Below are 21,152 nucleotides of genomic sequence, written 5' to 3'. Positions count from 1 at the left end.
TCTGTGCTTGAAAAAGTGGTGACAGGCGCCAGTTATCTCGCTGGTGCAACGCCGCTGACGGAGACCTTGTGGCCTTTTTGATTTTTTGCTTTGCAGCCTTGTTGCTGCTGATCGGGCTGCTGGGGTATCCGCGCTGGACGCGCTGGCGGCGCGAGCGCTTGCAGCAGCAACCGTTCCCGCCCGGGTGGCGCAAACATCTGCGCAAGCGCGTTCCTTTGTTTGCCCGTTTGCCGGCAGACCTGCAGTTGCAGCTCAAAAAGCATATTCAGGTCTTTGTGGCCGAAAAAACCTTTATCGGTTGCGATGGTTTGCAGGTAACTGAAGAAATGCGGGTCGTGGTCGCCGCCAATGCCTGCCTGCTTCTGCTCAACCGCACTCGGGGGCTGCCGGCGGACTACTTTGCCGGAGTGCGCCAGATATTGCTGTACCCCGCTGCCTTTGTCGTGCAGCGCAAGCACACCGATGCGGCGGGTGTGCAGCACGCCGAGCAGCGCTCTTTGGCCGGCGAAAGCTGGTCGGAAGGGCAGGTCATTCTGTCGTGGCAAGACGTGCTCCAAGGCGCTGCCGATGCGCACGATGGCCGCAACGTCGTCATCCACGAATTCGCCCATCAACTCGACCAGGAAAACGGCCAGGCGATCGGCGCACCATTGCCACTGCCCGGTGATGCGGATCACCACCCCGCCCGCTGGAAGGCAGTGTTCACCGCCGCCTTCCAGCGCCTGCAAGGCGAGGCCTTCATGCACGAGCAGGTGCTGCTGGACCACTATGGCGCGCAAGACCCTGCGGAGTTTTTCTCGGTCGCTACCGAAGCTTTTTTTGAGCAAGGTGCGGCCTTGCGCAGCTACGACGCCGCGCTCTACCGCGAGTTGCAGGGTTACTTCAAGGTGGATCCCTCCAGCTGGTAAGCGGTAGGCCTGGTAAGCAGCGTGTCAACATGCCCTCGGGCCGGCACGGCACAATGCTTGCTCCGCGAAGCCTATGTCGACGTCCACACCCCCCAAAGCCCCCGAAAAGCCCCTGCGCGGGCCGGTTGAGCTGCCCTCCGCATTGCAGGGGGCAGTGCAGCAGCACACTTGGTTTGAGGATGCGCAGGCCATCTTTACCGGCACCTTGTTCGTGAGCCTTGCGCTGATTTTGTTCGGCCAGGCCGGGTTGCTGACCGGCGGCACGGCGGGTGCGGCATTTGTGCTGCACTATGCGACCGGCGTTAGCCTGGGCAAACTGTTCTTTTTGATCAACCTGCCGTTTTACTGGTTCGCCTGGCAGCGCATGGGCCGCGAGTTCACCATCAAAACCTTTGTGGCCATCAGTTTTTTGTCTGCCATGGCTGAGTGGTCGCCGCGCTTGTTTGCCATCGAGCGGCTCCACCCCGCTTATGCGGCCGTGCTGGGTGGCCTGCTGTTGGGTTCGGGGTGCTTGTTTCTAGCGCGACACCGGGCCAGTCTGGGAGGCGCCACGATTGTGTCGCTGTACCTACAGCGTTCACGGGGCTGGCGGGCCGGCATGGTGCAAATGGGCATGGACTGCACCATCGTGCCGCTGGCACTCACCGTGGTTGACCCGGTGCGGGTCGCCTATTTGGTGTTGGCCGCAGTGGTGATGAACCTGTTTATTGCGGTCAACCACCGCCCGGGCCGCTACGCGGTGCTTTAGCCTTTAGTTCACGCCCAAAAACTCAGCCAATGCTGCCGTTTGCAGGGCCCCCGCGTTGGCGACCACTTGGCCGGTTTTGACATTCTTGGCCACCATGTAGGGCACCGATTCGGCAGCTAGGTCATTGAACAACACCGTGTTGGCTTTGATGATGGCTTCTACCTCCGGTGGTACTGACGCTGGCAATGGGGTGCCGCCACTGCCGGCGAGCAGTGAGGCCTCGTGCGCGGCCATGAACTCGGCGGGGTTGGCGGCGGTCAATATTGCAGCGCCCTGCGGAGCGCTTTTGCCGTTGATAAACGACACCGGAATCCACACAAACTTGGCCTTGGGCAGCAACGCTTGCGACGCTGTCCACAAATGGCCGCAATGCGGGCACTGGGGGTCAAACAGCACATAAGCTGGGTTGGCCGCCATGAGCGCGCCCACGGTAAAGCCTTTGCCCTCTGCTGCAATCTTGTCGTAGGCCTGCGCAGGGCTCAGTGCCGTGGATTTGGCAGCGGGCGCTGCCGTCTCGTCTTTCTTGTCGCCACAACCGGCCAGACCGCCCAAGCCCAACAAGGCGGGCAGTGCCAGCAGGTGCAGGCGGCTGCGCTGGGGCAGTGAAGGCGAAGCGAGGGCAGAAGACGAGAGGGACTTGATGGTCATGTTGTTGCAGCGTGTAAAAGTTTTAGCGCGTGTAGAGTCGTGAAAAGCGGCATTGGTTCCCGCAGTGACTACTTTACAGGCAACGGTGCCAAAGCCCCTGTTTGTGCGGGTTTTGTCGGTTGTAAACAAAGTTATCCACAGAGTGGCGCACAGTTTTGAGGGGTAATTCTGGCTTCCAGGGCGTTGCTTTTCACGTCTACACCGATTCACCGCAAGTGCTAACACAAAACTTTCCCTCATTGACAAAACGCCGTTTTTTCTTATTCGCGAAATTTGAAATTGCCTAAAAAATAGGCATCGTGTTGCAGCCCAATGCTGGCGCGGATTTGGCGGCTTGTGCCTAGGGTTATCCACAGCGTGGCCCACACGGTAATGGGGTAAGTTTTTTTCCTTGTAGTTGTTCTGACATGCGTCCTCTGCCATAGTGCACACAGAGGAAAACGATTAACTACAACGCGGGACGGCCATTTCATGCCAAACCGGATACGTGTGCTGCGCAGTGTGTCATTGCGGCGTGCGCTGCGGATGCTGGTCATCTTCAGTGTGCTGCCCACGGTGCTGATTTGCGCTTGGTTGGCTTACAGCAACTACCGGTTGCAACGGGAGGGGTTTGAGCAACAGACCGTGCTCTTGGCGCGTGCGATTCAGGCGGAGATCGAGCGGGAGCTCGCTGCCATCGAGTCCGGCCTCAAGGTGATGGCCACTGCGCCTGAGTTGGCGCGAGGGGATCTCAAGGGCTTTCATCATCACGCTACCAACAACATCCTGGCACCCGACATGGCGCTCAACTATGTGTTGACGGACGCCAACGGCCTGCAAGCGCTCAACACTTTGTTCCCCTACGGTGCAGTCTTGCCAAAAACTGGCACGCCGGCTCAGCTTCAGCAGGTGTTTGCCCAGCGCGAGACGGTGCTCACTGATCTTTTCAAGGGCGTAACCACGCAAGCGCACATCATGGCAATCGGGGTGCCGGTCGTGGTCAATGACAGGGTCATATACAGCCTGAACATGGGCCTGACGCCAGATTACATCAATCGCCTTATTGCCCAGCGCCCGTTACCGAACGGCTGGCTCATCGCGGTGCTGGACCGGAGCCGCACGATCGTGGGCCGCTCGCGTGACCCCTTGAAATTCATTGGCCAGCCGGTCGGGCTCAGAGTGCAGCAGGCAATCGACGGCAATTCATCCGGCTTTTTGGAGTCGGTGACCAAAGACAATGTGCCGGCATTCACCGGGTTCAGCACCTCAGACCGCTGGGGCTGGACGGTGGTGGCTGCAGCACCGCAGCGCAGCCTGTATGACGACCTGTTTGCCCAGCTCGCTCAAGTGTTGTTTGGCTTGGTGCTGGCCTTGGGGCTGGGGTTTTGGCTGGCGCGGCGGGCAGGGGCCAAGGTCATGTCATCGGTTCAGCAGCTCAATGACGCGGCGCTCGCACTCGGGCGCGGGGAAGATGTGAGCCCGCCCAGCCTTGAGTTGCAAGAGGCCCAAGCTGTGGGCACCGCCATGCTGCAGGCGGCGGATGCCATGCGCAAAGTCAAGTTTTTCGCTCAGCACGATGCACTGACCGAGCTCCCCAACCGTTTGCTGTTTGACGAGCTCGCGCAGCGCAGCATTTTGAGCGCCATGCGGCACCACAGTGAGTTGGCGCTTTTGGCCATGGACCTCGATGGCTTCAAAAAGGTCAACGACACCTTGGGTCACTCGATTGGTGACGAGGTGCTCAAAACTGTGGCGCAGCGCATCGGTTACACCATCCGGGCGTCCGATGTCGCGGCCCGCATCGGGGGGGATGAGTTCATTGTGTTGCTCGATGGGGTGAGCCAAGCGGATGCCCTGCAGACGGCCGACCGCCTGGTGCATGTCCTGTGCCAGCCGTATTACGGGGTGAGTGTGCCCCTGGGTGTGAGCATTGGCTTGGCCATGTACCCCAACCACGGCTCGGATTTGAAAACCCTCATGCTGGCAGCGGACAGTGCCATGTACGCCGCCAAGTCTGCGGGCAAGGGGCAGACCCGCACCGCCAAGGCGCAGTAGCGCTCTAGCATAAAAAAACCCCGTAAAAAACGGGGTTGTGAGACTGCCTATTTTTTAGGCGTCGTGTTGAAAGCTAAGCCTGGTGCGGATTTTGCGGCTTGTGAACACGCTTATCCACACAGCAACCCACAGGCGACAGGGGTAAGTTTTTTTCAACTTTATTTGCCCCGCGCGCGGTGAATCGGCTCGCTGAGTGTGCTAGCCCCGGCCTTACTCTTCCAAAAAGTTGGCAATCGTGGCGCCTGCCGATGGGTCGCGCGGCTTGCGTACTCCGTGCTTGGCCAAAATTTCGATATAGAACTGGGTGCCACCTTCTTTGGCAGCCGCGTCGATCAGGCCGATCAACTCGGCCGGATGGGCCACTACGGCGTTTTGCTCGGTAGCGCCAAAGCGGCAATCAAAGTCCCAAAAATCTACGCCCTCGGGCAGCGCCCGGTTGCGTTCGCGCTTCATGTATTTGCGGATCTCGTGTTTGGTGGCGTCCAATAGGCGATCGGGGTGCTTGCCTTCAACGTGGAGGGGAAATGTCTTTTTCATGGGGAAATCCTTGTGCGCCGCGCCGCTCTGTGGGCTGCGGGCAAAACTGTGAGGTCAACCAGTGGCAGGTGGGCGATGATACGCCCCATGCAACAAAACCCCCGCGAACAGCACGCCACTCCCGATAAAGACGCTATTGCACTGCTCCCCGAGTTCGACCGCTTGGGCTTGGACCGCATCAAACTCGTATACGAAGGTACACAAGCCCGTGCCGCGATGGCTGCTTTGCGTCAAGCGCGGGCGTGGGGCTTTGATACCGAGTCCAAGCCTACGTTCAAGGTGGGCGAGGCCTCTGATGGACCCCACGTACTGCAACTCTCAACCCCCGAGCGGGCGTGGGTGTTTCAGTTGCAAGACCCGGAGTGTCGCGCGGTAGCGGCAGAGCTGATGGCCCTGCCGGGTATTGCCAAAGCCGGGTTCGGCTTGGGGGACGATCGCAAGCGAATTCTGCACAAGTTGGGTGTAGAGCCCCAAGGTGTGCTGGAACTCAACGAGGTGTTTCGCGCCCGGGGCTATCGCAAAGACATGGGGGTGAAAGGCGCAGTAGCGGTGTTGTTTGCGCAACGCTTTATCAAAAGCAAAAAAGCCGCTACCAGTAACTGGGCGGCACCGCGTTTGAGTGAATCGCAAATCATCTACGCGGCCAACGACGCCTACGCCGCAATTCGCGTTTTTAACGCCTTAGGCCTTTAGGCGCCATCGCCTCGGCGGGTCCACACCAAGAGCAGATTATTTGCAGGTAAGGCATGGCGGGCTTGCAGGTACAGGCCTGCGCTGGCGGCTTCAGCCTCCACGTCTGCTAGCTGACGAATTCCAAAGCTCGGGTCATGCGCCCGCAGGCTGGCGTCGAATTCAAGGTTGCTGGGCGTGGGGGTAACTCCGGCCTCAAAGTACGGGCCATAGGTCACCAGTACACCGCCGGGTGCCAAACAGGCAGAGGCACCTCGCATCAAGGCGCCACACGAGGCCCAGGGCGCAATGTGGATCATATTGATGCACAGCACGAGGTCATACGGGCCCGCCCAGTCCGCAACGGTTGCAAACCAGGGTTCGCGGCACACATCCAGTTGCCGGGCTAGCGCGATGTTGGCTAAATCCGCCTCGGTGGCGCGCACCTCGATGTTGTAGAGCGCACCGCGGTGCACCTCGGTGGGCTGCCAAGTCCACTGCGGCAGGTGCTGCGCAAACCACACCACATGTTGCCCTGTGCCTGAGGCAATCTCCAGCGCCCTGCCGCTGGCAGGCAGCAGGGCTTGCAGCACCTCCAAAATCGGGTGCTTGTTGCGCTCGGCAGACGGGCTGTGGTCGGGTTGCGCCATAGAGCAATCGCTTAGTGGGTCACAAATTCGTAGCTGACTTCTTCGCTCTCGACCATGTCGAGAATGTCATTGAGTTCGTCTTCGCTTTCGGTGCTGCTCCAAGTGTCTTCAGGATCGGCTGCAAACAAAGGCTCAATGGCGATGTCCAGGAACTGGCCGTTGGGCAAGCTCAGCACCGGGGTGCCTTCAGAGGTTTCTACCAGCGCCCAGTCATCGGGTACCGACATTTCCAGCTTGATGGTGACGTTGAGTTTTTTCATAAAAAATCCTTGGTGGTGTCGTTCAGTGAGGCGGCGAGGTTACCTCATCGCAGGTTCTGTGGCCTCACGGGCTGGACAGCCGGCACCACTTACCACACCTTTTTGCCTTTAAAAACAAGGCATCACAGACTGCCTCATTTTTGGGCATGCTTGTCAAAGCCAATGGTGACGCGGGTTCTGCGGCTTGTGAACACGCTTATCCACACAAGAGCCCACAGACGCTTGGGGTAAGTTTTTTTATTAATTAATTGTTCACAATGTCTGCGGCGACCACTTCTATCGGGTAGTACTTTTCAAAAATCAGCGCGCAAACTGCCGTCACGCGCGCTTTTGATCATGGTGCTACTGAGGAGGTCCAGGTCGGCTTGGGACAGCGTTTGGCGTGAGAGGTAGGCGCCTACCCGGGATTTGGGTAGCCCCACGACTGTGCTGAAACGAAATTCGCCACCCGTCAATGCATCTGGCGTGGCTTGCAGAGCTGAGTACAGCAGAGTGGGCGGCAATATGGTGAAGTCCACCCGACCCGCACGCAACATGCGGCCTACGGTCGCCAAATCATTGACGAAGTCCACCCGGTTGCTATCGATGAGCTTCTGCACCAGGGCATCGTACTCATCGCCCCAGCTGTAGCCGCGGACCAGTGCTGCACGCAGTTTGGACCGCTCTGTGAGCAAGCGAAGGTCTTTGGGGGGTGAGGGTGCATTGCTGAGCGTAATGACACTGGGCGTGAGGTTCACCAAGTGAACAAACTGCGCCTTCTGGTCGCGCTCTTGGTTTTGGGAGGCCGGGGTTAACACGTCTGCTTGCTGGGAGACAAACGTCATGGAGTCTGCACGGGCACGTGGTACCACCGGAAACTGGAGCTGACAGCCAGCTTTGCGGCTGACCTCTCGCAGCCAGTCGGGGTAGACGCCGGATACCCCGTCGTCAGTTACCTTGACATTGAACCCCGTGGGCGCAGCCGGCACGATGATGGCCCGCGAGCACACTGCATGGCTGAGGCTTGCACCCATGGCCAAAGCTGCGCTCACTGCAATGCGCAGCCAACAGGTTCTTCCGCCGGGACAAAGTGTAGAGCCCATATCGGCCACTATACACAGCCTTGCCGGCGTTGCGGGCTATTTCACCGGCAAGTGCATTTGCACCCAGCGCACGATATCGGCCTGCCCCATGGCCCCTGGTTGGCGGGCGACTTCGCGGCCGTTCACAAAGAGCGCAAGGGTGGGAATGCTGCGGATCTGGAATCGGGCACCCAGCGACTGCTCGGCCTCGGTATCCACTTTGGCCACCCGGATGTGCGGCTCCAACTGGCGGGCAGCAGCGGCGTAGGCGGGCGCCATCTGCCGGCAAGGCCCGCACCACGGCGCCCAAAAGTCCACCAGCAGCGGGATGTGGCTGCGGTGCAAATGTTTGTCAAAAGAGAGCGGTGGTTCAGGTCCGTCGGCTTGCCGGTAAACAGCGGCGCCTTGCAGCTGCCACAGTCGGGCGCATTGGACATGTGGTCTGCCTTCACCCGGTTGGTGGTGTGGCAGTGGGGGCAAACGATATGGAGTGCTTCTGTCATGCAGGCTAACTGGCGGCACCCTGCTCAAACTCAAGCACCCGAGGCGCAGGGCCTAGGCGTTTCGCCCTAAGAAACAACGGGTACTAGGGTTAACCCTTGCATCAAGTCTAGGGTTAACCCTATACTGCGGTGCAACATCAATTGTTTTTACTTAAAGGAGCCCACCATGGCCAGCACGACTCTTCACAGCATTTCTCTGCCCCGCGATGCACAACCCACGGTGGGCGCCTCCTTGCAGGCGCTGTGGGTAGCCGGCAAAAACCTGGTGGTGGCTCTGAGCCAAGCCGCTATTGGCCGCACATCCGGTGCAGGCCAGACCCGCCTGGAACAGGCTGAAGAGCTGCGCACTTTTGCGGCCAGCATCCAGAAGTCGGACCCCGACTTTGCCCTCGACCTGTTTGCCGCCGCAGACCGCCACGAAGGCCTGTAAGCCTTCGCGGCCCACGCGTCCACCCCGGCTGTGCTGGCCGGGTGGGGCGCGGGGTTCCCCTTACATCGTGGGGTAATCGGTGTAGCCCTTGGCACCGGGCGTGTAGTAGGTGCTGCTGTCAGGCGTGTTCAACGCGGCACCCGCTTTCACGCGCTCCGGCAGGTCCGGGTTGGCAATGTAGGCATTGCCGAAAGCCACTGCATCCAGCTTCCCGTCTTTGATCGCTTGCTCAGCCTCTTCAGCGCTGTAGCCCATATTGCCGATCAGCACGCCCTTGTAGTTCGCGCGCGCCACCGACATGACGTCGGCCTTTTGTACGCCGAAGAAATCTGCACGCATCATGTGCAGGTAAGCCAGCTTGAAGCTGTTGAGCTTGTCCGCTAAGAAGGTTGTCAGGCCCACGGGGTCGCTGTCAATCATGCTGTTGAAGCTGTTCAGGGGCGACAGGCGCACACCCACGCGGTCGGAGCCGATGGCATCGCTCACTGCAGTCAGCACTTCGAACAAGAAACGTGCACGGTTCTCTACCGAGCCGCCATACGCGTCGGTGCGATGGTTGCAGCCGTCGCGCAAGAACTGGTCGATCAGGTAGCCGTTGGCGCCATGCACTTCCACGCCATCAAAACCTGCGGCCATCGCGTTTTTGGCGCCTTGGGCAAAAGCGGCCACGATTTCTTTGATCTCTTCCACAGTCAGCGCGTGGGGCGCCACGTGGGGTACTTTGCCTTCTGGGGTGTGGATCTCGCCCTCAATAGCCAGTGCGCTGCTGGAGACGGTGCGCGCACCGTTATTGATGCCGGGGTGGGCTGCGCGACCTGCGTGCCAAATTTGCATGAAGATCCGGCCGCCCTCGGCGTGCACCGCGTCCGTAGTTTTCTTCCAGCCGGCGATTTGCGCCTCGGAGTACACACCGGGTTCGGCCACAAAGGCAGAAGTTCCCTCAGTCACCATGGTGCACTCGGTGATCAGCAGGCCACCGCTGGCGCGCTGGGCGTAGTACTCGGCCATCAAATCATTGGGCAGGTGCTCCATGCCCGCGCGGGTGCGTGTCAAGGGTGCCAAAACGAAGCGGTTGGGCAGTGTGAGCGCGCCGACTTGGAGGGGGGAGAAAAGCATGTTCTAAACCTGTAAACGTAACAACGAGGGGCGCGAGTGTGGCACTGCACCAATAAGCGGGCCCTCGTGGGGTTACTGGTTTTTAGGTTAGGCAATCGCGCTGGCAGCCGCGCTCACCCGCGTCAACAGGCGCTTGCGTATCAAACCACTGACCGGCCGTATCAGGTACCAATAGGGGGTGAACCGCAGCAGGGCCGCACGGTCGGTGCACCACACCCGCGTCTCGGTCAGCAGCCAGGTGCCGCCGCTGGCATCGGCTTGCGTGCTGAAGTTCAGCAGCAGCTTGGCACAGCCGGGCTTGGCAAATGACGCAAACCCGTCGGCACCAGCCACTGGCAACTGACCGTAGTCGGCCTGCCAAAACCGGCCTGTCAGGCCCAGGGCGATCTCGGCATCGCCATCGCGGCCGAGAAGTGTGAAGTTGTCTATCCCGAAAGGGGGCTGGTTTTGCAAGCGGCTACTGCCACCCAAGGCACCCCGCAACCGGTCAGGCAACTCGCGCAGCTGGATGAACCGGCGTGCCCATGGGTCCTCGCCGACGCCGGGTTGCAGTACCGCGTCCAATAGGTCGGCAGGGTTGGCCCGGGTGAGCAAGCGGTGTTTCTCGCTGAACTGGTAGTGCGGCATGAGCCGCTCAATCAACTGCATGCGGCGCTCACTTGGCTGCAAACTGCGCGTAATAGGTCTTGATGGCCGGTGTCTCACCTATGCGCTGCATGTGTGCGTTCAGCGCTGGGGCCACGCGTTCCACCAAATCGGTGGGGACATGGTCAAAGCGGCCCGAGTTGAGCGCGCGCACGTCGATGAACACTTTCAGGTCCGCTACAGTCAGGCGACCATCGGAAAAATACTCGCCGCCTTGGGCTTGCAGGCGCTGCTGCAACCAGCCCAAGTACACCGGCATAGAGCCATTGACCAAAGCCAGGCGCGCTGCTTTTTGCTCCTCACCGCTCATGCGGAAGGTGGGGCCCATTTTGGCGCCGGCTTCTTCCACCACGTAGGTCACCTCGTCGCAGTACAACGCCTGCAGTGGGTCAGTGGGGTACAGGCCGGCGAGCTTGCCCGCATAGCGCAAGAGCGCATCGCTTTGGGTGAACCGGGTGCCGTCCACATCCAGTGTGGGCACTTGGCCAAACGGGGTGGCTTTGCGGACCTCTGCAAACTCAGGGAAGGCAAAGCGATGGTCTTCGAACGCTACACCACCGATGTGCAGGGCCAGGCGCACCGGTTCGGCGCGGCCACCGTGCATATCAAAGTAGCTGAGTTTCAGTTGGGGCATGGTGGTGTCCTTGTAGGGGGTAAAAATTAGGGGGCTGCACACTGGCAGTGCAGCGCACGGGGCATTCTATGCAGACCGCACGCCCACTCTCGGCTAGGGCATCAAAAAGCCCTCTGGCGCTCTAATAACGTGCGCTAGTAGCTATTAAAATCGTAGCAAACAAGTTCTATTGCCAAAGCATCTACATGACCCTCCCCCATTTCTATCCCTTGGGTACCCCCGGCCAACCTTGGGGCTCTGCCGAGGTACAACAGTGGCGCGCTCGCCAGGTGCGCCAGCGCAGCTATGCCGACGACGTGTTGGCTGACGTTGACCTGCTGCGCAACCGGTGGGATCTGGAGTGTTATGGCGAAGTGGTGTGCGCCGATGCCGCGCAGGGTGAAGAGCGTTTCCCCCTAATGGCCCTGCTCAGCCGCAGTTGGAGTAGTGCTCTGCCTACCGTACTGGTCACCGGTGGGGTACATGGTTACGAGACCAGTGGTGTGCATGGCGCGCTGCGCTTTGCCGCAGACCACGCCGCAGCCTTTGCCGGCCGGGTGAACCTGCTGGTCGCGCCCTGCGTGAGTCCATGGGCCTATGAGCGTATCCAGCGCTGGAACTTTGATGCGCTGGACCCCAACCGCAGCTTCCGTGCAAGCAGCCCCGCTCAGGAGAGCGCCGCATTGATGGCGCTGGTAGCCCCGTTACACGGACAGTTTGCCGCGCACATCGATTTGCACGAAACCACCGACACCGACGAGAGCGAGTACCGCCCCGCCGTCGCTGCGCGCGACGGCAAGCCCTTTGAGCCGGGCACGATTCCCGATGGGTTCTACCTGGTGGACGACAGCGCCAACCCCCAGCCCGCTTTTCAACAAGCGATTGTGCAAGCGGTAGAGCAGGTGACACACATCGCCCCCGCCGATTCGCAGGGCTGCCTGATCGGGACACCATTGGCCGCTCCCGGGGTCATCGAGTACCCGGTGCGCGATTGGGGCTTGTGCACCGCCATCACCGGTGCGCGCTACACCAGCATCACTGAGGTTTACCCCGACAGCCCCCGCGCCACCCCCGAGCAATGCATTGCCGCGCAGGTAGAGGCGGTTAACGCCGCTCTGCGCTTCGTGTTGGCCGGGGTCTGAGGGAACCGCGCAGCGGTCTTGTCAAGGAACCAGTGCCGGCTGCGCTCGGTACACCGTGGGCAGCAAGGCCTGCAGGTTGTCTAACTTGGGGCGGTCAAACCGGGCGATGTAGTTCGACTCCGGGTGCAGGGTGGCGTAATTCTGGTGATAGGCCTCCGCCGGGTAAAACGCCTGTAGCGGCTCCAGCTGTGTGACGATAGGTGCCTCAAACACCTTGGCCTCACCGAGTTGCGCGATGTAGCGCTCCGCTGCCAGCTTGTGATGGGGCGCAGCATAAAAAATGGCCGAGCGGTACTGAGGGCCCACATCCGGGTACTGTGCGTTGAGCTGGGTCGGGTCGTGTGCCACCGAAAAGAAAATCTGCAGCAACTGCGCATAGCTGATCTGCCGCGGGTCAAACTGCACTTGCACCACCTCGGCATGTTGGGTGCGTCCGCCACTCACGCGGTCGTAAGTGGCATCTTGTGCGCTGCCGCCCGCATAACCAGACACCGCATTCAGTACCCCTTGGGTATGCTGAAACACCGCCTGTACCCCCCAAAAACACCCACCGGCAAACACCGCTGTGTCGGTAGCTGCGGTGGTATCACCGACCGCTGCTACCACTTCGGCCGAGGGTGCTGGCAAGGCCACCCCTTCGTCCGCCTTGGAGGGAGAGGTGGCATACACCAAGCCCAAGACCAGCACCACTGCCAGCAACAAGAGTGCATCTTTGCCCACCGATGAAAAAAACGGAGGGCGGGAGCGGCGTGTGGGGCTGGGTTTCATGGTGCAAGACTTATCGTGGATCAGGCAGGTCGGGCACCAGAGGATAAGGATTAGCCCCGGTCCAAATCGCGGATCAGGGTTTTGACCTTGGTGGTAATGATGTCTACCGCCGGGTCATTGGCGCCGTGGGGCAGGATCACGTGGGCATGCCGCTTGGTGGGCTCTATGAACTGCTTGTGCATAGGGCGCACGGTTTCCAGATACTGCGCAATCACGCTTTCGGTGCTGCGGCCGCGCTCGGTGATGTCGCGCTGCAGTCGGCGGATAAAGCGCACATCGGCTGCGGTATCCACAAAAATTTTCAGCGACATCATCTTGCGCAGCTCGGGGTCGAACAGCGCAAACAAGCCCTCAATCACGATCACCGGTGCCGGGTTCACCACCACAGTGCTAGGCGCGCGGTTGTGGGTCACAAAATCATAGGTGGGCATGTCGATGGCCTCGCCGCGGCGCAAGGCCTGCATGTGCTGCACCATCAGGGGCCAGTCGAAGGCGTCGGGGTGGTCGTAATTGGTTTTGACCCGCTCTTCGGGCGCCAGGTGGGTCTGGTCGCAGTAATAGTCGTCCTGGTAGACCACAGACGCCATGCCCGGCCCGATAGAGGCCAACACCTCCCGCGTCACGGTGGACTTGCCGCTGCCACTGCCCCCGGCAACGCCGATCACGAAAGGTTTGTTATTAGATTTTTGGGGCATGATTTTTTAGGAATTCCGGACGACAAAGCGCGCTATTTTACGAGCCCGGCCCAGTTTGGCCCAACAGGCCCTCGCCGTAATCGGTTACATCCGAAAAGGATGGTTGTTTTGCAAACGCCTCCGTAGAATGGAATCCAGAAGCTGCACCCCGAATAGCCGCAAACCCACACCCACCCCGCCCATGCAGCCCCTTCCCGATCTATCGGTCAGCGACCGTTTGGTGGTCAACCAAACCGGCTTTGCCTTGTGGGTGGCGTCGTTTCGCCAAACCCTGCACACCACGCCAGCCGGCTGGTTTGTGGCCTCTTGGATGGCATGGGGGCGTGTGCCTGACAAAAACCTGCTGCTTTGGCTGGTGCTCTTCTTTGTGGTGTGGATGATGGGTTTGCTCTCGATCGACCGCGCCCTCAAAGACGGATGCGACCAGCAGACCCACGGCCTGCGCCTGCGAGTCATGGCGGCGCTGGACGGCATTGCGTGGGGCCTGCTGGGCTGGTTGCTGGCAGGGCACGATGTGCTGTTGGACGCCATCATGGTGGCGCTGTTGTGCGGGGTGAGCGCCGTCAACGCGCAGGTGTATGTGCCTTACATCCGCGGCTACTACCTGCAAAGCGGGCTGATGTGGAGCATCTCGGTGCTAGGGCTGGCGCGGTACGCCACCCAACAATACAGCGTAGACCTGATCGTGGCGTTCAGCGTGTTTCAGGTGCTCATGTTCTATCACTCCAGCCGCATTGCCAAGCGCGTGCAAGAGGGCATTGCCCTGCAATTGTCCAACGCGGCGCTTGCCCAGCAACTGCGCGGCTTGCTGACCAAGGTGCGTACCGATGCCGCCACCGACGCGCTCACCGGGCAGGGCAACCGCCGCGCGCTCGACGCGCTGCTGGCCCAGCAGCTGGAGTTTTCAGTCAGCACGGGGCAGCCCTTTTCTATCTTGATGCTCGACATTGATTACTTTAAAAAAATCAACGACGTGCACGGCCATTTGGTCGGCGACGATGCGCTGCGCTCCTTTGCACAGCGCGTGCGCGAGGGGTTGCGCCAAGGCGATGTGTGTACCCGCTATGGTGGAGAAGAGTTTTTGATCGTGCTGCCGCTCACCAACCTGCTGATTGCTCTCGAGGTGGCCGAGCGCCTGCGCTTGGCGGTAGAGGCCGAACCGCTGAGCACCACCCCTCCGCTACCGGTTACTGTGTCCATCGGTGTGGCCACTTACACCGCCGGGCAAACCACCGATAGGCTGATGGCTGCCGCGGACGCTGCTCTCTACTTAGCCAAGCGCGGTGGGCGCAATCGGGTCAGGAGCTGAAGCCCAGCCGCACCCCCGGTTTAGCCGGCCAGCAGCCGCGCGCGCACCTCGGCGGCATCAGGCGCGGTGAACTGCATGTTGTGCTGGTCCGTGAGTGGGCCCCCACCGGGCTCCATGCCGCCGGCTGCGTCGTAGCCCATGGCCTTGAATTTCCAGACCGCGCCAATTTTTTTGAGCGACCCCACATGCGCGCCATCGGCCGTGTGCACGGCCAGCACGTCGGCATTCACCGGCAGCAACTGCAAAGGCCCGGGCACAGGGCCGGGCGGTACCAGCGCAAAGGTGGGCGTGAAATCGGGTGACTGTGGAGGCGTGTGGGGCATGGCGCTGTTTGTATCTCAAAACGCGCAGCCCCTGCAGCTATGCGGGCAGCGCCTCGCCCCAGAAATGAAACGTGAAGGGCCGTGGGCCAGTGACGTAGCGGGTTTGCAGGTCGGGCAGCGCAAAGCCGGCAGCCTGCAGCAAGGCGGGTACATCGCGCCCCAAATGGCAGCCACCTGCCACCTTGCCCCACAGCGGTTGCAAGCGCGCTTGCCAGCGCTGCACCGAGGCTTCGGGCGCGCGCCCGTGCTCGCAATACAGCAGCTTTCCTGTGGGTGCCAACACGCGGCGCATCTCCAGCAGGGCGGCGTGCGGGTCGGGAATGGTGCACAGCGTGTAGGTGATGAGCACCGTGTCAAAGCTGGCATCGGGCAACGGAATCTGCTCTGCGGAGAGCCCGATCAAATCCACCTGCAAGCCCGCATTCGCAATGCGCTCCTGCGCCAGCGGGTGCATCTGCAGGGCAGGGTCCAGGCCGGTGATTCGGGTGACGCGGGCCTTGTCGTAGTAGCGCATGTTCAGCCCTGTGCCAATGCCCACCTCCAGCACGCGCCCCTGCGCACGCGGCACCACCTGCTGGCGCATGCGCCCGATCATGGGCATGCCACAAGCCATGTCCAGCGCCGTGGGCAAAATGTGCCGCTCATACCAGTTGGGTTGCATGGCTTGCAGTGTAGCGAGGAGGGCGTAGTTAGGCATGAAATAGACACCTGGCGCCCATGGAATATGCGCTAGCAGCCGCTAAAAGCGTAGCAAATACCTCGTTAATAGCTCGAGATTCTGCATTGGACCACGTAGTACGATGGCGCAAAACATAGGGAGAAAGACGATGGCTACCAACACCAATCAAAAACTTGCCGTGCTCATTGATGCGGACAACGCGCAGGCGTCCGTCATCCAGGAGCTGTTGGCTGAAGTGTCGCGCTACGGTACCGCCACAATTAAGCGCGCCTATGGCGACTGGACAACCACCAACCTTAAGGGCTGGAAAGAGGTGTTGCACAAAATGGCCATCCAGCCGATACAGCAGTTCAGCTACACCAGCGGCAAAAACTCAACTGACGCATCTTTGATCATCGACGCCATGGACGTGCTGCACGACGACACCGTGGACGGCTTTTGCTTGGTCAGCAGCGAAAGCGACTTCACGCGCTTGGCTACCCGTATTCGCGAGGAGGGCAAAGTGGTTTATGGCTTTGGCGAACGCAAGACGCCTGAACCCTTTGTGGCTGCGTGCGACAAGTTCATCTACACAGAAATTTTGCGCGTTAAACCTGACGAGCCGAAGGTCGAAGCAGCTCCTGCCGGAGTGCCTGCGAAGCTGGTAGCAGAAGTAGCGCAGTTGCCTGAATTGCGCCCAATGATTTTGACGGCGATTGATGCAGTCGCTCGGGATGACGGATGGGCTCCTTTGGGTCCAGTGGGTAGTCAGATGGGCAAAAACAACCCGTCTTTTGATCCTAGAAACTATGGATTTGCTCAGCTTGGCAAGCTCATGCGTAAGCAGGAATATTTAGAAATCAAAGAAGTCCCAATGGGCGAGGGCTCGACAAACGTGCATCTGCATGTTCGCCGCAGGTATGTAAGCGCCAAAGTCGCTGAAAACTGAGGCAGCCCCCTAAGCCTGCCAAACCCCGAACCCGGCGGATTGCAGGTCTATGGCGACTTCTATTTCTTTGTCCACCGCGTCGTCGCAGCTCATGGGGTTGAAGCCTTCAAACAGGTCGGGCAGCAGGCGCAGGCCGTATTGCTGGGCGAAGCGGTTGGCCTGGATGCCGGCTTTGTGCGGCCCAATCACATACTCACCGTAGTGTTTGCGTCGGGCCGTGGGGCGAGTGACTGGTGGATGTTTACAGCGCCAGTTGCGTTTGCAGCATCTGCGCGGGGGTGCTGGGCTCGTCGGGGTCGGTCACCAGGGTGATCAACCAGCCACCATCAGTGGCTTGGGCGGCAATGCCCTCCACCTTGGGGGCGCCTGCCAGCAGTTGCAGCTTCACTTGCCCATCGGGCGCGACGATGCCAATGGCGGAGCCCATGCAGGCGCCGTCGTGGTAACTGTCATCGGTGCTTTCGGCGACGGCGCAAAAGGCCCAGGCGCCGCCTTGCAGGGGCGTGCCATCGGTCAGGCTCAGGGGTACACCATCCACTTCGCCCAAGTCCATAGCTTGCACGGCGTGAGGGCTGGGTGGTGTGGTTTGTTCGCCTAGCAGCCATGGGGCCATTTGGTTCCACTCGTAGCGAATGCAGGCGCTCAGGGCGTTGCCCTTGTTGCCCCGCTGCAGCAAGAGCAGCTCGTTGCCCAGCAAGAAAGCGCCTTCAATGTTCAGGTCGGCAAAGCGAGCATGCAAGGGCGCGTACAGCGGTGCCAAGTCGACGGTGCGTGGTGCCCCTGTGGGTGCGCCGTGTGCGCTCAGCGCCAGTAGCACACCGGTTTCGCGCCGCCGCTTGGAGCCCGAGCCCAAGGCCAGCAATGCCCCGTGCGGGTAGCCGGGCAGGGGCGGCAGGTGGGTCAGGCTTTCGAGGTCGGGCTTGGTTTTTTTGCGCGCGCCCTTGTCCTCTGGCAGGTCGCCACCCAGCAAGCGCAGCAGTGTGCCGGGTGCGTCCATGGCGCGGCGGTCATACACGCCCAGGTGCACCTCGTCGTCTGCCACCACATACAGCTGGTCGCCCAGTTGCACCAAGCCGCTGGCCGCACTCAAGTGCGCCACACCACGCGGGTGGTCTGCGGGGTTTAACGTCAGCTGGCGCAGCAGCTGGGGGGTAAGGGTAGGGTGGGCTTGGGCCATGCGGCAGTATAGATTGCCCACCTGCTAAATTGATGACAAATATGGCGTTGGCGCTGGTGCAATATGTGTAACTAGCTATGAAAAATATAGCAAATTCGGTGCGCTAGAGCTCCAAAGCTTCCTCGGCACCCAGGCCCCGCCGCGTGCTGGTGATCCGTGCGGAATGACACGCTCCTGGACGAGATACTTCAAAAGTAATATGATGCGCGTCATGCGAAATGAAAAACTCAACGCCAGAGCTGCCGCCAAGGAAGAAACCCACGCCCGCATCGTGTCGGTAGCGGCGCGGGCCATCCGCCGCAGTGGCTACGACGGCACTGGCGTGGCAGACATCATGAAAGAAGCGGGCCTCACGCACGGCGCGTTTTATGCCCACTTTGAATCCCGCGAGGCCATGCTGGCCGAAGCCGCGGGCCAGGCCTGCGCCGAATCAGCAGCGGCCGTGGTTGAGGTGGTGAGCGGCGTGCCCGCAGACCAATCGTTAGAGGCCATGCTGCGCGCCTATTTGTCCAAAGAGCACATGGGCAACACCGAGGTAGGCTGCCCCTTGGCCGCGCTGGGGTCCGAGACATCGCGCCAGGCGGCTGACGTGCGCCGGGTGATCACCCGGCACATCAAGGCCATGGTGGACCTTGCCGCCCGGCAGTCGCCCAACTGGGGCCAACCCGCAGCGCACGAACGCGCATTGGTAACCGTAGCCACCATGGTCGGCGCCTTGCTGCTGGCCCGCGCGGTGGACGAGCCCGCGCTGTCCGACAGCCTGCGCGAGGCCGCGCTCCAGCACCTGCTCTCCACAACCGTCTGATAGATACACGGCACCGCCATGAACACCTTTTTTTTCGCCAATACATATGACGATCGTCATGTGAAATCAAATTCAACCCACTCACCACACCTACACACTCAAGGAAGAACACCATGGCTCTCAAGAAAAAAATCGCGCTGGTTACCGGCGCCTCCTCCGGCATTGGCGAAGCCACCGCGCAGCAGCTCGCGCAGGCCGGCTATCAGGTGTATGGCACCAGCCGCCGTGGCGGCAAAGCCAAAGGCGGGGCGTTTGCGATACTGCCCCTCGATGTCACCAGCGACGATTCGGTGGACGCCGCCGTGCAGCAACTGATGAAGCTCGAAGGCCGCATCGACCTGCTGGTCAACAACGCGGGCTTTGGCGTTGCGCCTGCGGTGGCCGAAGAGAGCTCGCTGGACCAGGCACGCGCCATTTTTGACACCAACTTCTTCGGCATCGTGCGCATGACGCGCGCCGTGGTGCCGCACATGCGTGCGCAGGGCAGCGGCCGCATCATCAACCTCGGCTCGGTGCTGGGCTTTTTGCCCATGCCCTACATGGCGCTGTACTCCGCCACCAAGCACGCTGTGGCCGGCTACTCCGAGGCGCTGGACCATGAGCTGCGCACGCTGGGCATCCGCGTGTCGGTGGTGGAGCCGGCCTATATCAACACACCGTTTGACGCGAACCTGCTGCAAGCCGACGCACCTCTGGACGCGTACCGCGCCATTTGCATCGGCATCGAAAAGCGGGTGAAGGAAGTGCTGGTCACCGCTGATGGCCCCGAGGTGGTGGCCGAGACGATTGTGAAAGCAGCCCAAGCCACCACCCCCAAGCTGCACTACACCCCCGGCCTGGCCAAGCGCATGCAACTGCTGCGCCGCTTTGCCCCCGCCAGCGTGCTCGACGCCGGTGTGCGCAAAGACCTGCGCCTTCACGCCTAAGCAAACACCGCACGCTCAGTCACACACGGATTCACCATGAAAGCATTTGTACTTAACGGCTATGGAAAAAAGAGCGCCCTGCGCCTGACCGACATGCCAACCCCGGAGCTGCGCGACGACGAGGTATTGGTGCAGGTCCACGCTGCGGGCGTCAACCTGCTGGACTCCAAGATCCGCGACGGTGAGTTCAAGCTCATCCTGCCGTACCGCATGCCGCTGGTGCTGGGGCACGATGTGGCGGGTGTGGTGGTGAAGGTGGGCCCCCGCGTGCGGCAGTTCAAGGCGGGCGACGCCGTCTATGCGCGGGTCGATGATTTCCGCATCGGCACCTTTGCCGAGTTTGTCCCTGTCAAAGAGGCCTCGCTGGCTCACAAGCCCGAGGGCCTGTCGATGCAAGAGGCCGCCTCCATTCCGTTGGTGGGCCTGACCGCATGGCAGGCGCTGGTCGAAGTGGCCCAGCTCAAGAAAGGGCAAAAGGTCTTCATCCAGGCCGGCTCGGGCGGCGTGGGCACCTTCGCCATCCAGCTGGCCAAGCACCTGGGCGCCACCGTCGCCACCACCACCAGCACGACCAACGTGCCCTTGGTGAAGCGCCTGGGCGCGGATGTGGTCATTGACTACAAGACACATGATTTTGAAGACGTGCTGCGCGACTACGACGTGGTCTTGCACAGCCAGGACAGCAAGGCCCTGGAAAAATCCATGCACGTGCTTAAGCGGGGCGGCAAGCTCGTCTCCATCTCCGGGCCCGCCGACCCTGCGTTTGGCCAGCAGATCAAAGCGCCTGCGCTGGTCAAGCTGGTCATCCGCATGCTCAGCGCCGGTGTGCGCCGCAGGGCGCGAGCACTGGGTGTCGACTTCTCCTTCCTCTTCATGCGCGCCAGCGGCAGCCAGTTGGCCGAGATCACGCGCTTGATTGAAGCGGGCACCATCCTGCCTGTGGTGGACAAGGTGTTTCCGTTCGAGGCCACCAACGAGGCCATGGCCTATGTGGAGTCAGGGCGCGCCAAGGGCAAGCTGGTTGTCGGCGTTCAATGATGGTGCGCGCGCAAAGCCCCGATGCCCGCACCCCTAGCGCTTGGCTGCGACGATCTCTTGCCACGCTTTGTCAGCCTGCTGGCGATAGGCTTTCCAGTCGCCATTGAGCCAGCGCTGGCGGCCGCGCTCGGCGTAAAACAAGTGCAGTTTGTTGTCAAAAAACTCCCACACTGCGCCGCTGGTGGGTATCAAGCCCTCGCCCAACGACAAGCCGTTGGAGCAGTGCCCGTTGTACTGCGGCGCATAGGCCGCTGGGTTGGCGGCAAACTTGTCGGCGCTGGCCTTGGAGGCAAAGCGCCACGGCACCCCCAAGTACTGCACAGTAAAGGTGCTGCTGCCCTCGGCCACTTGGTGGCTGGCTTTGGCCTCGGGCGAGTAATACGACACGGTGTCTTTGCCGCCGATAGCGGCCCCACTCATCCAGCCAGTGCTCACTGGCTCGGTGGCATGGCTCAAGGTGGAGAAAGCGGCCAGCAGCAGGGCGGCGCAGCGGATAAATAGATTGGGCATCGTCATTTGGCTGTAGAGGTAATGCCTCTT

The 21,152-nt window shown here is 61.0% G+C and carries 26 protein-coding genes and 1 pseudogene; 11 read left to right on the top strand and 16 right to left on the bottom strand.

The annotated features are described in order from the left end of the window. Positions 1-68: 68 nt before the first annotated feature. Positions 69-908, top strand: a complete 840-nt coding sequence (locus tag U5L73_RS14695; RefSeq protein ID WP_322563037.1) for a M90 family metallopeptidase — start codon at positions 69-71, stop codon at positions 906-908. A gap of 73 nt (positions 909-981) precedes the next feature. Further along, positions 982-1,656, top strand: coding sequence for a YitT family protein (locus U5L73_RS14690; protein WP_322563036.1), 675 nt, complete (start codon positions 982-984; stop codon positions 1,654-1,656). A 3-nt stretch (positions 1,657-1,659) separates the two neighbouring features. On the opposite strand, the gene U5L73_RS14685 is transcribed toward U5L73_RS14690, so the two are convergent. Beyond that, the gene (locus tag U5L73_RS14685; protein ID WP_322563035.1) at positions 1,660-2,304 is read right to left on the bottom strand and encodes a DsbC family protein; all 645 of its coding nucleotides are present in this window, start codon (positions 2,302-2,304) and stop codon (positions 1,660-1,662) included. A gap of 471 nt (positions 2,305-2,775) precedes the next feature. On the opposite strand from U5L73_RS14685, the gene U5L73_RS14680 reads away from it, so the two are divergent. Beyond that, positions 2,776-4,338: a sensor domain-containing diguanylate cyclase gene (locus U5L73_RS14680; RefSeq protein ID WP_322563034.1), complete on the top strand. Its 1,563-nt coding sequence runs from the start codon at positions 2,776-2,778 to the stop codon at positions 4,336-4,338. Between the two features lie 210 nt (positions 4,339-4,548). Here U5L73_RS14680 and U5L73_RS14675 read toward each other — a convergent pair whose 3' ends face one another. Continuing rightward, a complete protein-coding gene (locus U5L73_RS14675; RefSeq protein ID WP_322563033.1) occupies positions 4,549-4,875 on the bottom strand; it encodes a DUF6172 family protein in 327 nt (108 codons plus the stop codon). An 87-nt stretch (positions 4,876-4,962) separates the two neighbouring features. Here U5L73_RS14675 and U5L73_RS14670 point away from each other — a divergent pair, with 87 nt between their 5' ends. After that, entirely contained in the window at positions 4,963-5,568 is a 606-nt protein-coding gene (locus U5L73_RS14670) for a 3'-5' exonuclease (protein WP_322563032.1), read from the top strand. On the opposite strand, the gene U5L73_RS14665 is transcribed toward U5L73_RS14670, so the two are convergent. The 4 genes and pseudogenes from U5L73_RS14665 to trxC form a co-directional block, all read right to left on the bottom strand. After that, positions 5,565-6,194: a DUF938 domain-containing protein gene (locus U5L73_RS14665; RefSeq protein WP_322563031.1), complete on the bottom strand. Its 630-nt coding sequence runs from the start codon at positions 6,192-6,194 to the stop codon at positions 5,565-5,567. The two genes, U5L73_RS14670 and U5L73_RS14665, sit on opposite strands and share 4 nt — an antisense overlap. Before the next feature lie 11 nt (positions 6,195-6,205). Beyond that, positions 6,206-6,454: a hypothetical protein gene (locus U5L73_RS14660; protein ID WP_313873666.1), complete on the bottom strand. Its 249-nt coding sequence runs from the start codon at positions 6,452-6,454 to the stop codon at positions 6,206-6,208. Positions 6,455-6,747: 293 nt separating this feature from the next. Then, positions 6,748-7,485: a transporter substrate-binding domain-containing protein gene (locus tag U5L73_RS14655; protein ID WP_322563030.1), complete on the bottom strand. Its 738-nt coding sequence runs from the start codon at positions 7,483-7,485 to the stop codon at positions 6,748-6,750. Between the two features lie 87 nt (positions 7,486-7,572). Beyond that, positions 7,573-8,018 (bottom strand): annotated as a pseudogene (gene trxC, locus U5L73_RS14650) (thioredoxin TrxC). A gap of 166 nt (positions 8,019-8,184) precedes the next feature. Between trxC and U5L73_RS14645 the strand changes: the two are divergent. Continuing rightward, entirely contained in the window at positions 8,185-8,448 is a 264-nt protein-coding gene (locus tag U5L73_RS14645; protein WP_322563029.1) for a hypothetical protein, read from the top strand. 60 nt (positions 8,449-8,508) lie between these two features. On the opposite strand, the gene U5L73_RS14640 is transcribed toward U5L73_RS14645, so the two are convergent. The 3 genes from U5L73_RS14640 to U5L73_RS14630 all read right to left on the bottom strand — a co-directional run bounded on the left by U5L73_RS14640 (position 8,509) and on the right by U5L73_RS14630 (position 10,843). Next, positions 8,509-9,564: an alkene reductase gene (locus U5L73_RS14640; RefSeq protein WP_322563028.1), complete on the bottom strand. Its 1,056-nt coding sequence runs from the start codon at positions 9,562-9,564 to the stop codon at positions 8,509-8,511. Positions 9,565-9,651: 87 nt separating this feature from the next. Next, positions 9,652-10,212, bottom strand: a complete 561-nt coding sequence (locus U5L73_RS14635; protein ID WP_322563027.1) for a hypothetical protein — start codon at positions 10,210-10,212, stop codon at positions 9,652-9,654. Between the two features lie 7 nt (positions 10,213-10,219). Further along, positions 10,220-10,843 (bottom strand): glutathione S-transferase, encoded by a 624-nt coding sequence (locus U5L73_RS14630; protein WP_322563026.1) that lies wholly within the window; start codon positions 10,841-10,843, stop codon positions 10,220-10,222. 185 nt (positions 10,844-11,028) lie between these two features. Between U5L73_RS14630 and U5L73_RS14625 the strand changes: the two genes are divergently transcribed. Continuing rightward, a complete protein-coding gene (locus U5L73_RS14625; RefSeq protein WP_322563025.1) occupies positions 11,029-11,964 on the top strand; it encodes a M14 family metallocarboxypeptidase in 936 nt (311 codons plus the stop codon). Positions 11,965-11,985: 21 nt separating this feature from the next. Here the strand turns inward: U5L73_RS14625 and msrA are convergent, their stop codons facing one another. Next, entirely contained in the window at positions 11,986-12,732 is a 747-nt protein-coding gene (gene msrA / locus U5L73_RS14620) for a peptide-methionine (S)-S-oxide reductase MsrA (protein ID WP_322563024.1), read from the bottom strand. Between the two features lie 50 nt (positions 12,733-12,782). Continuing rightward, complete coding sequence (udk, locus tag U5L73_RS14615; protein WP_313873657.1) at positions 12,783-13,427, bottom strand: uridine kinase; 645 nt, start codon at positions 13,425-13,427, stop codon at positions 12,783-12,785. A gap of 181 nt (positions 13,428-13,608) precedes the next feature. On the opposite strand from udk, the gene U5L73_RS14610 reads away from it, so the two are divergent. Further along, positions 13,609-14,736: a GGDEF domain-containing protein gene (locus tag U5L73_RS14610; RefSeq protein ID WP_322563023.1), complete on the top strand. Its 1,128-nt coding sequence runs from the start codon at positions 13,609-13,611 to the stop codon at positions 14,734-14,736. A 20-nt stretch (positions 14,737-14,756) separates the two neighbouring features. Here the strand turns inward: U5L73_RS14610 and U5L73_RS14605 are convergent, their stop codons facing one another. After that, entirely contained in the window at positions 14,757-15,059 is a 303-nt protein-coding gene (locus U5L73_RS14605) for a hypothetical protein (RefSeq protein WP_322563022.1), read from the bottom strand. 37 nt (positions 15,060-15,096) lie between these two features. Continuing rightward, a complete protein-coding gene (locus U5L73_RS14600; protein ID WP_322563021.1) occupies positions 15,097-15,756 on the bottom strand; it encodes a class I SAM-dependent methyltransferase in 660 nt (219 codons plus the stop codon). A 103-nt stretch (positions 15,757-15,859) separates the two neighbouring features. On the opposite strand from U5L73_RS14600, the gene U5L73_RS14595 reads away from it, so the two are divergent. Next, a complete protein-coding gene (locus U5L73_RS14595; RefSeq protein WP_322563020.1) occupies positions 15,860-16,666 on the top strand; it encodes an NYN domain-containing protein in 807 nt (268 codons plus the stop codon). A gap of 9 nt (positions 16,667-16,675) precedes the next feature. Here U5L73_RS14595 and U5L73_RS14590 read toward each other — a convergent pair whose 3' ends face one another. Then, on the bottom strand, positions 16,676-16,855 hold the full coding sequence (locus U5L73_RS14590) for a hypothetical protein (protein WP_322563545.1): 180 nt from the start codon (positions 16,853-16,855) through the stop codon (positions 16,676-16,678). 52 nt (positions 16,856-16,907) lie between these two features. After that, a complete protein-coding gene (locus U5L73_RS14585; protein WP_322563019.1) occupies positions 16,908-17,843 on the bottom strand; it encodes a DUF6929 family protein in 936 nt (311 codons plus the stop codon). A gap of 199 nt (positions 17,844-18,042) precedes the next feature. Here U5L73_RS14585 and U5L73_RS14580 point away from each other — a divergent pair, with 199 nt between their 5' ends. From U5L73_RS14580 to U5L73_RS14570, 3 genes are all read left to right on the top strand, one after another. Next, complete coding sequence (locus U5L73_RS14580; protein ID WP_322563018.1) at positions 18,043-18,648, top strand: TetR/AcrR family transcriptional regulator; 606 nt, start codon at positions 18,043-18,045, stop codon at positions 18,646-18,648. A 113-nt stretch (positions 18,649-18,761) separates the two neighbouring features. Then, positions 18,762-19,574, top strand: a complete 813-nt coding sequence (locus U5L73_RS14575; protein WP_322563017.1) for an oxidoreductase — start codon at positions 18,762-18,764, stop codon at positions 19,572-19,574. Positions 19,575-19,610: 36 nt separating this feature from the next. Then, complete coding sequence (locus U5L73_RS14570) at positions 19,611-20,612, top strand: NADP-dependent oxidoreductase (RefSeq protein WP_322563016.1); 1,002 nt, start codon at positions 19,611-19,613, stop codon at positions 20,610-20,612. 33 nt (positions 20,613-20,645) lie between these two features. On the opposite strand, the gene U5L73_RS14565 is transcribed toward U5L73_RS14570, so the two are convergent. Further along, positions 20,646-21,122: a YHS domain-containing (seleno)protein gene (locus U5L73_RS14565; RefSeq protein ID WP_322563015.1), complete on the bottom strand. Its 477-nt coding sequence runs from the start codon at positions 21,120-21,122 to the stop codon at positions 20,646-20,648. Positions 21,123-21,152: the final 30 nt, after the last annotated feature.

It is taken from the genome of Rhodoferax sp. (genome assembly GCF_034520025.1).
GTDB lineage: Bacteria > Pseudomonadota > Gammaproteobacteria > Burkholderiales > Burkholderiaceae_C > Allorhodoferax.
This window is presented reverse-complemented; position numbering and strand designations above follow the sequence as displayed.